Origin of the sequence: Nocardioides sp. Root190 (genome assembly GCF_001428565.1) — a bacterium.
Lineage (GTDB): Bacteria > Actinomycetota > Actinomycetes > Propionibacteriales > Nocardioidaceae > Nocardioides.
The window spans coordinates 81,499-94,625 of record NZ_LMIA01000007.1 but is presented as its reverse complement, the minus strand read 5'-3'; the positions used below and the strand labels follow the sequence as shown (position 1 = coordinate 94,625).

Here is a 13,127-nt window from a genome sequence, read left to right as displayed (position 1 = left end):
GGGCCCCAGCACGCTTGTAACTACGTGTTCGTGTTGGTTTCGCCCTGTCGCAGCACCCGGGTAGGTGCAACAGCACCCGGGTAGGTGATCGGGTCACGTCGGCACATGACGCTGCCGTGGCGCGTGGACCTGCGCAACCGACACGGGCGGATTCGGCCGACCTCGCGGCCGCTACCCGGGTGCTGTTGCAGCTACCCGGGTGCTGTGACACGTGTTTCTGCGCACGAACACGTAGTTACAAGCCAGGTCCGAGGCCGAGCGCCAGCGCGGAGCCGTCCCACCGCCGCCGGAGCCAGCGGTCGTGGGAGGCGACGACGACCGTCCCGGCGCTGCGGCCGATCGCCTCCTCGAGCTCGCCGACCAGGGCCAGCGAGAGGTGGTTGGTCGGCTCGTCGAGGAGCAGCAGGTCGGGGGCGGTCGCGACCGCGACGGCCAGGGCGAGGCGGCGGCGTTGGCCCACGGAGAGGAGTACGACGGGCTTGGCGTGCTCGCGCGGGTGGAGCAGACCCAGGCTGCGCAGCGGTCGCTGCTCGGCGAGCTCGGCACCGACCAGCGCCGCATAGGTTGCCGCGGCCGGAGCGGTCAGGTCGGGGAACACCGGGTCCTGGGTCAGTTCGACCACCCGGCGGGCACCGACCTGCACGGTCCCCGAGGTCGGCACGAGCCGGCCGGACAGGACGCCGAGCAGCGTCGACTTTCCCGAACCGTTGGGGCCGGTCACCAGCAGGTGGCCACCCGCCTCGAGGTCGAGCGCGGGCACCGCCAGGCGAGACTCGACGACCAGGTCGCGCACGGTGACCGCACGCCCGAGGCCGAGCGACGCGGCCCCGGCCCCGGTCACCTCGGTCGAGAGCCGCAGCGGGGTCGGGGGCTTGGGCACCTGGGTGCGCTCGGCCTCGTCGAGGCGCCGCTCGGCGTCCCGCTTGCGGCGGGCCAGGGTGCGGTCGACGTTCTGCCCCTTGAAGGCGTGGATGAACTTGTCGTTGTCGCGGGGACCGCGGCCCGGTGCGATCGCGCTCTTCTCGATCCGGGTCGCGGCGCGCAGGCGGTCCAGCTCCTCCTGCTGCACGACCCAGGTCTCCTCCCACCGGCGCCGCGCGGCATCCCGCTCGGCGCTGTAGGCGGTCCATCCGCCGCCGTACCGCCGACCGCCGCGGCCGTCGGTGCCGCCACCCACCGGGTCGAGGTCGACCAGGTCGGTGCAGACCTCGTCGAGGAACACGCGGTCGTGACTGGTGAGGAGTACGACGCCCGGCAGGTCGCGCAGGAAGGCGACCAGCAGCGCGACGGCACCGTCGTCCAGGTGGTTGGTGGGCTCGTCGAGCAGCAGGCAGGTCGGTCGCCGGGTCATCAGGGTGGCGAGCGCCAGCCTGGTCCGCTGGCCGCCCGACAGGCTGCCGACGGGGCGGGTCGGTTCGAGGCCGTCCAGCCCGAGCTGCTCGGCGGCGAGGAGCGCGCGGCGGTCCGCATCCCACGCGTCGTGGGCCAGGGCGTGTTCCAGCGCACGGGCGTAGTCGTCGGCCACGACCGGGTCGCCGAGCCGGTCCGCCAACGACTCGACCGCGCCGACCGCCGCCCGGAGCGGGGCCAGCGTGGTGGCGAGGACGTCGGCGATCGTGTCGCCGTCCGCGAACGGCGGCTCCTGCGTGAGGAACGCTCGATCCGCCGGGGCATCGATCGAGCCGGTGACGTGGGCCGTGCGCGGCAGGGAGCCGTCGACCGCGCGGAGCAGCGACGACTTCCCGGCGCCGTTCTCGCCGATCAGGCCGATCCGGCGCCCCGGCTGGGCGATGAGGTCGACGCCGTCCAGGACGGTACGGCGGCCGAAGGCGAGGGTGAGGTCGCGGACGACGACCGGGGAGAACGCTGCTGACATGACGAGACCTTCGACGGAGGCGGTGGACTCGCCGGGCACGACGTCACGAGGACGGCCACGGGCGCGAGTCGGGTTCAGGCGTCGATCAGCATGATGGGACCAGCGTACGTCGCTGACTCGGGTCGGCGCGAACGATTTCCGCCGGCAGCTGCCCGGGCCGTCAGCAGCGGTCAGCAGCGGTGGGCGTCAGAGCCCGTCGAGGATGCGGGCCCGCGTCTCGTCGTACTCCTCGCGACTGAGCAGGTCGCGGTGCAGCAGGTCGTCGAGCTCGGCCAGCCGCTCGGCGGACGAGCGCTGGTCGGCAGGAGGTGCGAGCGTGGACGGCGTGGCGAGCTTCGCCGAGTCCCAGTCGATCTCCCACTCCATCGTCTCGGGGTCGATCAGGACGGGGAGCTCGCCCGCGTGCAGCAGCGGGATCCGGACGTTGGAGACCGCCTGGCGGGCCTGGACCTCGAAGGGCGTGAAGTCACCGCCGTGCAGGCGCATCTGGATGACGAGAACCGGCTGGTCGTTGATCTGCACGCCCGTCTCCTCGAAGGAGAGCACCTGCGCCCGGGCCGGACGACCGACCGCACGCAGCTGGTGCATCCTGGCCTTGGCACGGTAGCGACCACGGCCCACGAGAAAGCCGATCAGGACGTCCAGGACCGTGATCCCCAGGCCCGTCGGCAGCAACCACCCGGTGTCGGGTTCGTCGACGACGAAGCCCATCACCAGGAAGATCGGCCCGACGACTCCCGCCACGAGCATGAACAGGATCGCCGGCAGCACGCTGCCAACGTACGACGGCGGGCTCGACTCGGCCCTGGAGCTGACGGTCACGGGCACAGCGTAGTCACGCCTGCGACCGGAGGTACCTCCCGAAGTGCGGCACGGTGAACGCGATCCGACCCCGCTCGCCGGAGTAGATCAGCCCCTTCTTGAGCAACGAGTCGCGGGCCGGGGAGAGCGACTGGGGCTTCTTGCCGAGGACGAGGGCGACGTCGGAGGTCGCGACCGACCCCACGGCGTCCTCGGTGTCATCGCCCGCCGCATCGGCCATCGCCCGCAGGTAGTCGCGCTCCGCCGGCGTGGCCCGCTCGTAGCGGGAGCCGAAGAACCCGACGGCGAGCTCGCGCTCGGCCTCCGGACCGGCGACGGCCACGTCGTCGGCGGTGATCGGGGCATGGGGTGCGACGTCCCACACGGAGCGCCCGTAGGCCTGGATGAAGTAGGGGTAGCCGCGCGTGGCGTCGTACATCGCGTCGAGGGCCTCGGCGGTGAACTCGGCCTCCTCCTCGGCAGCGGGCGCGACGAGGGCGCGGTCGGCGGCGTCCCGGGCGAGGCGATCGATGCGCTGGTAGGAGAAGAGCCGCTCGGAGTAGGACTTGCTGGCCGACAGCACGGCCGGCAGGTGCGGCAGTCCGGCGCCGACGACGATGACCGGAAGGCCGTTCTGGCTGAGCTCGTGGCAGGCGGCGCAGAGTGCGGAGATGTCGTCGGCACCGAGGTCCTGCATCTCGTCGATGAAGATGCCGACGCCCTTGCCGACGTCGGCCGCCAGCCCGCCGACGTCGGTGAGCAGCTCGACCAGGTCGATCTCGACGTCACCGGAGTCGGCGCGTCCGCGCACCAGCGGGGCGTCGATGCCCGGGCTCCAGCGGTCGCGCAGCTTGGCGTCGGCGCCCGCATCGCGTTGCGCGAAGGAGCGGATCACGCCGAGCACGTGGTCGGTCTCGGCCGTCTCGGGGTGCGCGAGCTCGCGGACGGCCTGGTGCAGGGCGGAGGACAGCGGTCGCCGCAACGACTGGTCCGGGCGTGCCTCGAGCTTGCCGGTCCCCCAGCCCTTGCGCACCGCGGCGGAGCGCAGTGCGTTGAGCAGCACCGTCTTGCCCACGCCGCGCAGCCCGGTCAGGACCAGCGAACGCTCCGGGCGGCCGCGGGACACCCGCTCGAGCACGACGTCGAACGCCGCGAGCTGCTCGTCACGACCGGCGAGCTCCGGCGGGCGCTGGCCGGCACCGGGTGCGTACGGGTTGCGGATCGGGTCCATGATCCGACGATATCCGGCTCTCTAGCCTCGATCCTAGATTGTCCTAGCGTGTCGCATCGAGTCGGTTCACGAGGCGGGGAGGACGTCCTTGGCGGGCGGCGCCTCGATCCGCACGCCGCTGTCGTGCTCGACCAGGGTGAGCGTGCTCTCGCCGTTGTCGCTCGACACCTCCATCACCAGCGGCTCGCCGTCGGTCGCGATCGACACGGTGAGCTCGCCGGCCGCCGTGGTACCAGTCAGCGTGCGGACCGGGACGCCCTCGACCTCGCCGGTGCCGGCGTCCTCGAAGGAGTCGTACTCGGCGGCGTCGGGGAGCAGCTCGCTGAGATCGCAGTCACGACCCTGCATGCGCGAGGTCGACTGCCACTTGCCCTTGAGTTCGGCGACCTTCGCCGGGTCGTAGCGCAGCGCGCGGCGCATCAGCGCGGCGTCCGCGAAGACGTAGGTGGTCTCGCCGATCGCTCGGCTGATCAGGCGGCCCTGGCGCTCGTGCGTGAAGGACGACTGGCAGCGGTCGTCCGAGGTCACGATCAGCTCGCCGACCCCCTTGAGCCGCACCGCCTGGCTGGCCACGAGGGTCCGGCCGCGATAGGTCACGTCGTCCAGCTCGAGCATCGCCGCACGCGCAGCGACCAGTGCCTGGGTCGGATCCAGGTCCGCGACCTCACTGGTCGACGGCGCCTCCGGCTCGTCCTCGCCGCACGCCGTCACACCGGTGGCGAGAACGGCGACCACCGCCGCCGTCACGCACCGACCCGTCCACCGCTCCATCTGCACACCTCCTGGTCAGGACGAAGGTACTGGTCCAGGGGGTACGCCGCGCGCTGTGGCCGGAGGAGGTCAGCAGATCGGGGTCAGTTGATCGGGTCAGTTGAGCGGGGCGCTCGAGCGACGGACCAGGCCGGCACCGGCCAGCAGGCTCACCGCGCCGAGGGCCAGCAGCCAGGGCTCGACACCGTTGCCGGTGGCCGGCAGCACCTCGCCCACGGCAGCGGTGGGCACGACGCCCGAGTTGTTCGCGATCCCGGCGACCTCGCCCTCCACGGACGGGTCGTCGATGTCGTCGACGATCAGGCCGTCCTCGCCGTCGGTGTCCTCGCCGTCGGTGTCCTCACCGTCCGTGTCCTCGCCGTCGGTGTCCTCGCCGTCGGTGTCCTCACCGTCGACAGGGGAAGCGCAGGCCTCGGTCGCCGGCACCTCGGGGGTGACCAGCACGTCCTCGACCCAGGCCTCCTGCTCGACGCGCTCGTGGGCCTCCTCGTCGACGACACTCACGCCGGATCCGGCGACCTGTGTCCAACCGACCCCTGCAGGGGCCTCGGCGGACGTGCCGGGCGAGAGCTCCTCGACCGGAGCGCCCGGGCGGGTGGCGCCCGTGGCGTCGTACCCAGCGGGCGCGACGGCTCCGGCGGCAACCCACACGAGCTCCTGGTGGGACAGCTCGGTCACCTCGGCGACGGCGGGACTGTCGATGACCCAGACCTGCTCGGTGACGGCCGCTGACTTCTCCACCTCGCGGGTCACGCCCGTCGGGGACCAGCCCTTGCCGTTCTCACCGGCGTTCCAGCCCGGCGCCTCCCAGCGGGTGCGGCCGGTCTGGTGCTGGACGTACTCCCACTCGGTCGTCAGGACCGCGGGCGTCACGACGCGGGTCTCGTGGTGACCCTGCTCGGCGACGGCCGGCACGTGCGCCCGGTCGATGACCGTCCGGGCGTGCTCGGTCTCCACGCTCGCCACGTCGCGGCGCCAGGTCCACTCCAGGTGCGTCACGGCCGGGACGGTGGTGAGGACGGCGGGGTGCTCGACGCTCTCGAACACGGCGGGGACCGCCGGCTGGCCGCACTCGGCAGCCTGGGCGCTGCCCATCGGCCCGAAACCGATGACGGCGGCAGCAGCGAGCGCGACCGGGGCGAGGACGAGGCGGGGAAGGATCGGGGAGTTCATGCCCGACCAACCGCTGTGGTCGACCCGGGTCATCGGCGTGGGCCGGAATCAGGACGAAGTCCCACGTCGGTCCGTTGTTCTAGGCTGTCCCCGTGCCCGAGCTGCCCGAGGTCGAGGCGCTGGCCCTGGACCTGCGGGGTCGGCTCGACGGCCGTGCCATCACCCGGATCCATGTCGCCACCTTCAGCGCGCTCAAGACCTACGACCCGCCTCTGGCTGCGATCGAGGGAGCCCTCGTCGACGACGTACGACGTCACGGCAAGTACCTCGACATCGAGGCCAGCGGGCTGCACCTGGTGATGCACCTCGCCCGCGCCGGCTGGATCCGGTGGAAGGACGACGTCCCCGCGCTGCCCCCGCGCCCGAGCAACAAGTCCCCGCTCGCGGTCCGGATCGTCCTCGACGAGCAGGACGGCGCCACCCCCGGTCTCGACATCACCGAGGCCGGCACGAAGAAGTCCCTCGCCCTCCACCTGGTCCGCGACCCCCTCGACGTCCCCGGGCTCGCCAGCCTCGGCCCTGACCCGCTGACCGAGGACTTCACCCAGGAGCGCCTCGCCGGCATCCTCCGCGACGCCGGTCGCAAGCAGCTCAAGGGCGTCCTGCGCCACCAGGGCACCATCGCCGGGATCGGCAACGCCTACTCCGACGAGATCCTCCACGCCGCACGGATGTCGCCGTACAAGCCCGCCGACAGCCTCACCGACGAGGAACTCACGACGTTGTACGCCGCCGTCCGCACCACCCTCGGCGAGGCGGTCGAGCGCTCCAGCGGGCTGGCCGCGAGCGAGCTGAAGGCCGAGAAGAAGTCGAACCTCGCCGTGCACGGTCAGACCGGCCAGCCCTGCCCGGTCTGCGGCGACACGGTGCGCGAGGTGTCCTTTGCGGACTCGAGCCTGCAGTACTGCCCCACCTGCCAGACGGGCGGCAAACTGCTCGCCGATCGACGAATGAGCAAGCTGCTGAAGTGACCGTCCCATGCCGGACCGAGGAACGAGGTCCGGCATGGACCAGCCGGGCAGGTCGAGTAGTGCCGCGAGCGAGGAACGAGGTCGCGACGCACGTATCGAGACCGGGCGAGTGGTCTCGATAGGCGCTCGCCCAGGGGCTCGCACCACTCGACCAACGACAGGGGCACCACTCGACCAACGACCGGCTCGTGCGGTGGAGCAGACTGGTGCCATGATCCCGACGATTGAGATCGATGCCGTCCCCGACCCGCTCCCCGAGGGGCTGGTGGTCCTCGACGTGCGCGAGGACGACGAGTGGGCAGCCGCCCACATCGACGGTGCGGTGCACATCCCACTGATGGAGCTGCCCGCGCGCCTCGGCGAGTTCGTCGAGCTCGAGGCGACGCAGACGCTGGTGGTCTGCAAGGCGGGGGGTCGATCGGCCCGGGCGGCGGCGTACCTCGCACAACAGGGCTACGACGTCGTCAACCTGATCGACGGGATGATCGGCTGGGAGCGGGCCGGCCGGGCCATGGTGTCCGACACCGGCCGACCCGCAGAGGTCATCTGAGCGAGGAGCTCAGAGCACCATCACTCAGCTGCGGCGCTCTCGCTGAGCTCGGCGAGCTCGGACTCGAGGCGCTCGAGGTCCTCGGGGCTGAGCGAGGGGATGTCCGTCGGGATCTCGGTCGGGATGTCGGTCGAGAGGTCCGTCGGGACGTCGGACGGGAGATCCGTCGGGACCTCGGGCTCCGAGTCGTCGTCCGAGTCCGAGCCGTTGTCGCCCTGGTCGGCACAGGTCTCGGACTGGTACTTGTCGAAGGCCTCGACCTTCTCCTTGTCCTCGGAGGACAGGTCGGCCTCGAACGGGTTCGACTCGTCGCTGTTGAAGGCCTTCTCGACGTCGTCGGCGCTCAGGTCGCCGGACTTGTCGACCTGGATCTCGAAGCCCTCACGGGCGTCGTCGGAGATGTCCTTCGGCGTCCCGACCTCCTCGAGCTCGGCGATCTGCTCCTTGATCAGGTCGGTGACCTCGTCCCAGTCCTCGTCGGCGAAGGCCTTGCCGAGAGCCTCGTTGTTCACGTCGCCCTGGTAGGCCTCACAGAAGTCCTCGACGGATGCGTCGGCGGGGGCACCGCCGCCGCAGGCGGTGAGGGAGAGCGCGAGCAGGACGGCAGCGCCGGCTCCGGCCAGCGGTCGCTTGAGGGAGGTCATGGTGGTGGTTCCTTTCCTGGGGGGCACGGCACACCGTTCGGTGTCCGCGCGGACAGGGTGACAGTCGTGGACCGCCGGCCCACGGGCACCCTGCCCGGTGAGCGGCAGACTATTCACACTCGGGGAAAACGTCAGATGGCCGGTGGGTGACCGGCCATCTGCACAGGTGGTGCTGCCGGAGGTGACCGGCGGGACCAGGTCGTCAGATCACTCGGCGGCGTCGTCGGTGAGCTGCTTGGTGATCTCTTCCTCGCAGTTCTTCGTGGCGTAGGCGGAGAACTTGTCGACGTCCTTCTCCTCGTCCTTCGAGACGCCGGGGATGGAGTCCGAGCCGTCCTCGTCGCCGAAGGACTTCTTGGCCTCGTCGTAGTCCAGGCCCTCGATCGCCTCGACGGTGACCTCGAAGCCGTTGCGCTCGGCCTCGCCGATGCCCTCGGGGGTGCCGATGTCGCCCAGGTCGGCGTACGCCTCCTGGATCGTGGTCCACTCCTTCTCGTCGGGCTCCTCGCCCGAGATCGCGGTGCTCGCGGCGACGACGTCGGCCAGCCCACCGCAGAAGTCCTTCTTGGAGGCGTCCGTCGGAGCCCCACCGCCGCAGGCGCTCAGCGAGAGGGCGAGCAGCGCGGTCGCACCGGCCGCGGCGAGGGGCCGCTTGATGAAGGTCATGGAGGGTCCTTTCGGTGACGATCCCGGGACGGATCGACTCACCCTATGCGCCGCCGAACATCGCAGGACGCGGCACGTCCAGCAACGCGGGAAGCCCGGCGAGGTACGACGACCGTGGGACCGGGCGGACGCCGAGGCTGCTCAGGTGGGGGGTCGACCACTGCACGTCGACCAGTCGGCGTCCGGCTGCACCGTCCGCGTCGGAGCGCAGGCCCTCGACGAGACCGAGCAGCGCGACCTTCGACGCGTCCGTCTCGTGGTGGAACATCGACTCCCCGGCGAACAGCCCGCCGATCGCGATGCCGTACAGGCCACCCACGAGGCGGTCGTCGCGCCATGTCTCGACGGAGTGCGCCCAGCCGAGACGGTGCAGCTCGGTGTAGGCACGGGTGATCCGGCGATCGATCCAGCCGTGCGGCCGACGCGGGTCGGCACAGGCGGCGAGGACCTCCGAGAAGGCCGTGTCCACGCGGATCTCGAAGCGGCGGGCCGAGCGGCGCAGGGACCGCGAGACCTGCATCTCGTCGAGCCGCAGGACGCCGCGGTGCGCCGGGCACCACCAGCCGACGGAGCGGCGCTCGGGCATGGGGAACAATCCGGTCCGGTACGCCGCCAGGACGGTTCCCGGCTCGAGGTCCGCGCCGACCGCGACGAGGTCGCTGGCGTCGTACGCGCTCTCCTCGTCGTCCGCATCACCGGGCTGCTCGTCGGCGGCGACCGGGAGCGCCGCCAGCTCCGCGAGGCCCGGGAGGACCCACGGAGTCGGCGGCGGCTCGACCGGGGCTGGTGTCACTCGGCGGGTGCGCCGCCGCCGAGCTCGGGGCACGCGGTGCCGGCCCAGGCGAAGAACTTCTCGGCCTTGTCGTTGTCCTCCGGCGAGACGCCGGGGATGTCGCCGCTGCCGTCCGCGTCACCGAAGGCCTTCTCCGCCTCGGCGTAGCTCAGCGAGGTGACCGCCTCGACGGCGATCTCGAAACCCTGCTTCTCCGTGGCGGGGATGTCGTCCGGCGGGCCGGCCTCGCCGAGGTCGGCGTACGCCTCCTGGATCTTCTTCCACTCGGACTCGTTGGGCTGCTCGCCGGTGACCGAGCCCGAGACCTCGATGATGTTGGTGATCTCGGCGCAGAACTCGACGGTCGAGGCGTCGCCCGCACCGCCGGTGGGGGCGCCGGTCGAGGCCTCGCCGGACGCGTCGGTCCCGTCGGTGGCATCCGAGGACGCGTCGTCCGAGGGGGTGCTCTCCGAGGACTTGTCGTCGCTCGCCTTGTCGTCGCCGTCACCGCACGCGGCGAAGGACAACGCCAGCAGGACGGCGGCGCTGGTGGCGACGATGGGACGCTTGATGGAACGCATGTATTTCCTCACGAAGGGGGCAGTGGAGCCACCAGCCTACGATTCACCCATGGCTCCCCGTCTCAAGAAGGGTCTCGCCGTCGAAGCGGCGCGACAGCTCGCTCCTCGGATCACCCAGATGGCACCGGGGCTGACGCAGTCCTTCGTGCGGGAGGCGCTGCACCGCGCCATCGTCGGGATCGGACCGCTGCCGGCCGCGGCGAAGGCCGCCGACGAGCAGCTGCGCGAGCAGGACGGCAACGTCGACAAGGCCATCCGCGAGGTGATCCAGAACCACGTCACCTACGCCGGGATCGAGGGCCTGGCGACCAACCTCGGAGGGATCGTCACCGCCGCCATCGTCGCCCCCGCCAACATCGCCGGCCTGGCGCTGATCCAGTGCCGGATGGTCGCCGGGATCGCGCACCTGCGCGGCTACGACCTCGACGACCCGCGGGTGCGCAACGCGATCCTCGTGGCCCTGCTCGGCCAGGACGCGATCGTGAAGATGGTCAGGAAGCAACAGCTCCCCGCTCCTCCGATGGCGATCGCCACCGCACCCCACCACGACCCGGCGCTGGACCAGTCGGTGTCCACGCTGCTCGCGACCGAGCTGATCAGTCGCGTGATCGGCAAGCGGATCGCCACCACGGTCGGCAAGCGGGTCCCCGTCGTCGGCGGTGCGGTCGGTCTGGTGACCGACGGCTGGAGCACCTGGCGGGTCGGGCGCTACGCCGACAGGGAGTTCCTGCCCCGCACCCTGCGGTAGGCGCCGAGGGCACGTCGGCCCTGGCTGCTGTTCTCGAGCCGGCCGACGGTCCACTCCATCGAGCGCATCAGCCGCGGTGTGCGCGCGCGGATCAGCTCGCGACGCGCCTCCTCGAGCTTGGCCCGGAGCCGGTCGGCCTCGGCCTCGCGGGCGCCGGACTCCAGCAGGAGCGCCCGGATCGCCTCCAGCGCGGCCTGGGAGACCTGCGCCTCCGACGGCTTGTCGGGGTCGGCCCAGGTGTCCTCGCTCGGCGCGACACCGCGCAGGTCGGCCAGGTCGCCCACGACGTCGTACCCGCGCTCGGTGAGCTCGGCGATCCACGACTCGGTGAGCTCGGCGACCCAGGGGTACTGGTCGGGCGGGAGGCTCAGACGCGGTGAGTCGGTGCGCCGGGACAGGGTCTGGTGGGCCAGCAGCTCGCGCACGAGTGGCCGGTAGTGCACCGGCGGGAGGTCGCGGGCGGCGGCGCGATTGATCCGGCGCACCAGCGCGGACTCCGGGACGCCGAGACTGACGTTGGCGCGCTCGGTGGTCAGCTCGAGCTCGAGTCCGTCGAGCCCGAAGGCCGAGCTGAACCGTTGCCAGAGCAGGTCGCGTGGACCGCCCGGCGCGGGGACGGTGACGATGTGGATCCGCTCGGGCGGCAGGGTCGCGCCCCACCGGGCCAGGATGTCGGGGATCTCCTGCACGCCCCAGAACCACGAACCCACGCGGTGGCTGCGCTCCGGGTCGCGGATCAGCTCGAGGAAGCGGGCGTAACGGAAGGTCGCGCGGTGCTTGACGTTCTCCTGCCACTCGGCGGGGATCTGGCGGACCAGGTCGCGCACGGAGACGATCAGGTGGATCTCGGTCCCGCTGCCGTCCGGCTCGTGGCCGAGGGAGGCGAGCGCGCGCTCCACCTGACGGCGCGACGCCGTCGCGAGGATCTCGTGGCTGACGATGGAGGTGCCGTCGTGGTCGCGGACCTCCTTGGCGAGCTTGTCCCACGCTCCGACGGCCTCCCGCTCGAGGCCGCCCCAGCGCAGGCGCATCAGGTCGAGCGCCGCGAGGAAGTGCCCGTCGAAGCGGTCGGCGGGATAGCTCAGTCCCTGCTTCAGGAGCAGGGCACGGTTCTGGAACAGCACGTCCTGCAGGTAGGACGTGCCGGTCTTGGGGGTTCCGACGTGGAGAAGGACCCGCTTGCTCATGCGGTGGTCTCCTTCGGCGGGTCGATCGGGTCGAGCAGCAGTCCGAGCGCGAGGTCCAGGACCTCGGCGTCGACCGGCACGACGGGCTCGGACGGCAGGGATCCGGCCAGCAGGAGGTCGAGATCGCCGAGCACAGGGTAGCCAGCGGCGGCGAGCTCGTGGTGGGTGCGCTCGGCCTGCGAGCTCAGCCACGACTGCCAGCGCGGCGGCACCGACGGCAGCGGACCGCCGTGTCCGTCGAGGCGCGCGGCGAGGGTGGAGCGGAGCAGCTCGGGGCGCCTGGCGGCGTCCACGAGGAGGCCCAACGGTTCGCCGACCCGGCGCACGAGGTCGATCGCATGGGCGCCGAGCTGCGGCGGCCCCTGCAGCGAACGCACGCCGAGGAGAGTGGCCAGGACGCTCGGGTCGAGAACGACCACGACACGCCCGGCGCCGTACTTGTGGGCGGCCGAGCGCGCCATCCGCGGCAGGTCGGCGCGCGGCGGGAGGTGGCCGAAGCTCGCGGAGTTGCGCACGAAGTCCGACCAGGTCGGACCGCCCTGGTCGAAGGCGCGGGCGGCCCAGGCGTGGGCGAGGACGGTGCCCAGGTCGTCGGCGAGGAGGTACGCCGTGGGGCGGCGTCCGCCCGGGCGGTGGCCGTGCGCGACGAGGCCCGCACGGGCCGGCTCGGCACGCCACTGCACGCCGAGCACGAGGAAGGACGCCACCCAGGGGCGGCGGAGCTGGCGGGCCCGCTCCAGGAGGGACCGGTCCGGCTCGGGGTCGCCGTCGTGGGCGGCGACGTCATCGGCGATCAGGCCGGCCGCGACCCGGAGCAGCTCGTCGTCGGACAGCGCAGCAGGATCGACCGGCGGGGCACCGAAGCGTCCGGCCTCGGCGGCACCGACGAGAGCCAGCTCGCCGCGACCGCGCCCGGAGACGCCGGCGGCGAGGACCCGGTCGGCCGTCGCGAGGGGAACCGTGCGGCCTGCTGCCTGCGCGACCTCGTTCAGGCGGCGCAACAGGGCGAGCTGTTGCGCGCCGGGCAGGCTGGTCGAGAGCGGGGCGCCCTCACCGGAGCTGTCCGCAGGCCAGTCCATCCACGGCGTCGTCGCGCCATCGCGCAACGCGGCCGCCCAACCCCAGGCCCGCCGTTGTCCGTCCATGGGCCCACGGT

The 13,127-nt window shown here is 72.0% G+C and carries 14 protein-coding genes; 3 read left to right on the top strand and 11 right to left on the bottom strand.

Annotated elements, in window-relative coordinates:
• Positions 1-235: 235 nt before the first annotated feature.
• The 5 genes from ASE01_RS04750 to ASE01_RS04730 all read right to left on the bottom strand — a co-directional run bounded on the left by ASE01_RS04750 (position 236) and on the right by ASE01_RS04730 (position 5,852).
• The gene (locus ASE01_RS04750; protein WP_056749339.1) at positions 236-1,876 is read right to left on the bottom strand and encodes an ATP-binding cassette domain-containing protein; all 1,641 of its coding nucleotides are present in this window, start codon (positions 1,874-1,876) and stop codon (positions 236-238) included.
• Positions 1,877-2,062: 186 nt separating this feature from the next.
• Positions 2,063-2,698: an SHOCT domain-containing protein gene (locus tag ASE01_RS04745; protein ID WP_157537099.1), complete on the bottom strand. Its 636-nt coding sequence runs from the start codon at positions 2,696-2,698 to the stop codon at positions 2,063-2,065.
• Between the two features lie 13 nt (positions 2,699-2,711).
• Complete coding sequence (locus ASE01_RS04740) at positions 2,712-3,908, bottom strand: ATP-binding protein (protein ID WP_056748986.1); 1,197 nt, start codon at positions 3,906-3,908, stop codon at positions 2,712-2,714.
• A gap of 66 nt (positions 3,909-3,974) precedes the next feature.
• On the bottom strand, positions 3,975-4,679 hold the full coding sequence (locus ASE01_RS04735; protein WP_056748983.1) for a hypothetical protein: 705 nt from the start codon (positions 4,677-4,679) through the stop codon (positions 3,975-3,977).
• Between the two features lie 96 nt (positions 4,680-4,775).
• The gene (locus tag ASE01_RS04730; RefSeq protein WP_157537098.1) at positions 4,776-5,852 is read right to left on the bottom strand and encodes an LPXTG cell wall anchor domain-containing protein; all 1,077 of its coding nucleotides are present in this window, start codon (positions 5,850-5,852) and stop codon (positions 4,776-4,778) included.
• Positions 5,853-5,944: 92 nt separating this feature from the next.
• On the opposite strand from ASE01_RS04730, the gene ASE01_RS04725 reads away from it, so the two are divergent.
• Positions 5,945-6,823, top strand: coding sequence for an Fpg/Nei family DNA glycosylase (locus ASE01_RS04725; protein ID WP_056748979.1), 879 nt, complete (start codon positions 5,945-5,947; stop codon positions 6,821-6,823).
• Between the two features lie 211 nt (positions 6,824-7,034).
• The gene (locus ASE01_RS04720) at positions 7,035-7,373 is read left to right on the top strand and encodes a rhodanese-like domain-containing protein (RefSeq protein WP_056749338.1); all 339 of its coding nucleotides are present in this window, start codon (positions 7,035-7,037) and stop codon (positions 7,371-7,373) included.
• Positions 7,374-7,393: 20 nt separating this feature from the next.
• Here the strand turns inward: ASE01_RS04720 and ASE01_RS04715 are convergent, their stop codons facing one another.
• From ASE01_RS04715 to ASE01_RS04700, 4 genes are all read right to left on the bottom strand, one after another.
• Complete coding sequence (locus tag ASE01_RS04715; RefSeq protein ID WP_056748977.1) at positions 7,394-8,017, bottom strand: hypothetical protein; 624 nt, start codon at positions 8,015-8,017, stop codon at positions 7,394-7,396.
• Positions 8,018-8,224: 207 nt separating this feature from the next.
• Positions 8,225-8,683 carry a hypothetical protein gene (locus tag ASE01_RS04710; RefSeq protein WP_056748975.1) on the bottom strand — a complete coding sequence of 153 codons (459 nt, stop codon included), beginning with the start codon at positions 8,681-8,683 and terminating at the stop codon, positions 8,225-8,227.
• Positions 8,684-8,726: 43 nt separating this feature from the next.
• A complete protein-coding gene (aat, locus tag ASE01_RS04705) occupies positions 8,727-9,476 on the bottom strand; it encodes a leucyl/phenylalanyl-tRNA--protein transferase (RefSeq protein ID WP_235535865.1) in 750 nt (249 codons plus the stop codon).
• On the bottom strand, positions 9,473-10,036 hold the full coding sequence (locus ASE01_RS04700) for a hypothetical protein (RefSeq protein WP_056748972.1): 564 nt from the start codon (positions 10,034-10,036) through the stop codon (positions 9,473-9,475). The genes aat and ASE01_RS04700 overlap by 4 nt, the downstream gene beginning before the upstream one ends.
• A gap of 49 nt (positions 10,037-10,085) precedes the next feature.
• Between ASE01_RS04700 and ASE01_RS04695 the strand changes: the two genes are divergently transcribed.
• Complete coding sequence (locus tag ASE01_RS04695; RefSeq protein WP_056748970.1) at positions 10,086-10,784, top strand: EcsC family protein; 699 nt, start codon at positions 10,086-10,088, stop codon at positions 10,782-10,784.
• On the opposite strand, the gene ASE01_RS04690 is transcribed toward ASE01_RS04695, so the two are convergent.
• Together ASE01_RS04690 and ASE01_RS04685 are read right to left on the bottom strand one after the other, a co-directional pair.
• The gene (locus tag ASE01_RS04690) at positions 10,745-11,971 is read right to left on the bottom strand and encodes a hypothetical protein (protein WP_056748968.1); all 1,227 of its coding nucleotides are present in this window, start codon (positions 11,969-11,971) and stop codon (positions 10,745-10,747) included. The genes ASE01_RS04695 and ASE01_RS04690 overlap by 40 nt on opposite strands.
• On the bottom strand, positions 11,968-13,116 hold the full coding sequence (locus ASE01_RS04685) for a hypothetical protein (protein ID WP_157537097.1): 1,149 nt from the start codon (positions 13,114-13,116) through the stop codon (positions 11,968-11,970). The genes ASE01_RS04690 and ASE01_RS04685 overlap by 4 nt, the downstream gene beginning before the upstream one ends.
• Between the last annotated feature and the right edge of the window lie 11 nt (positions 13,117-13,127).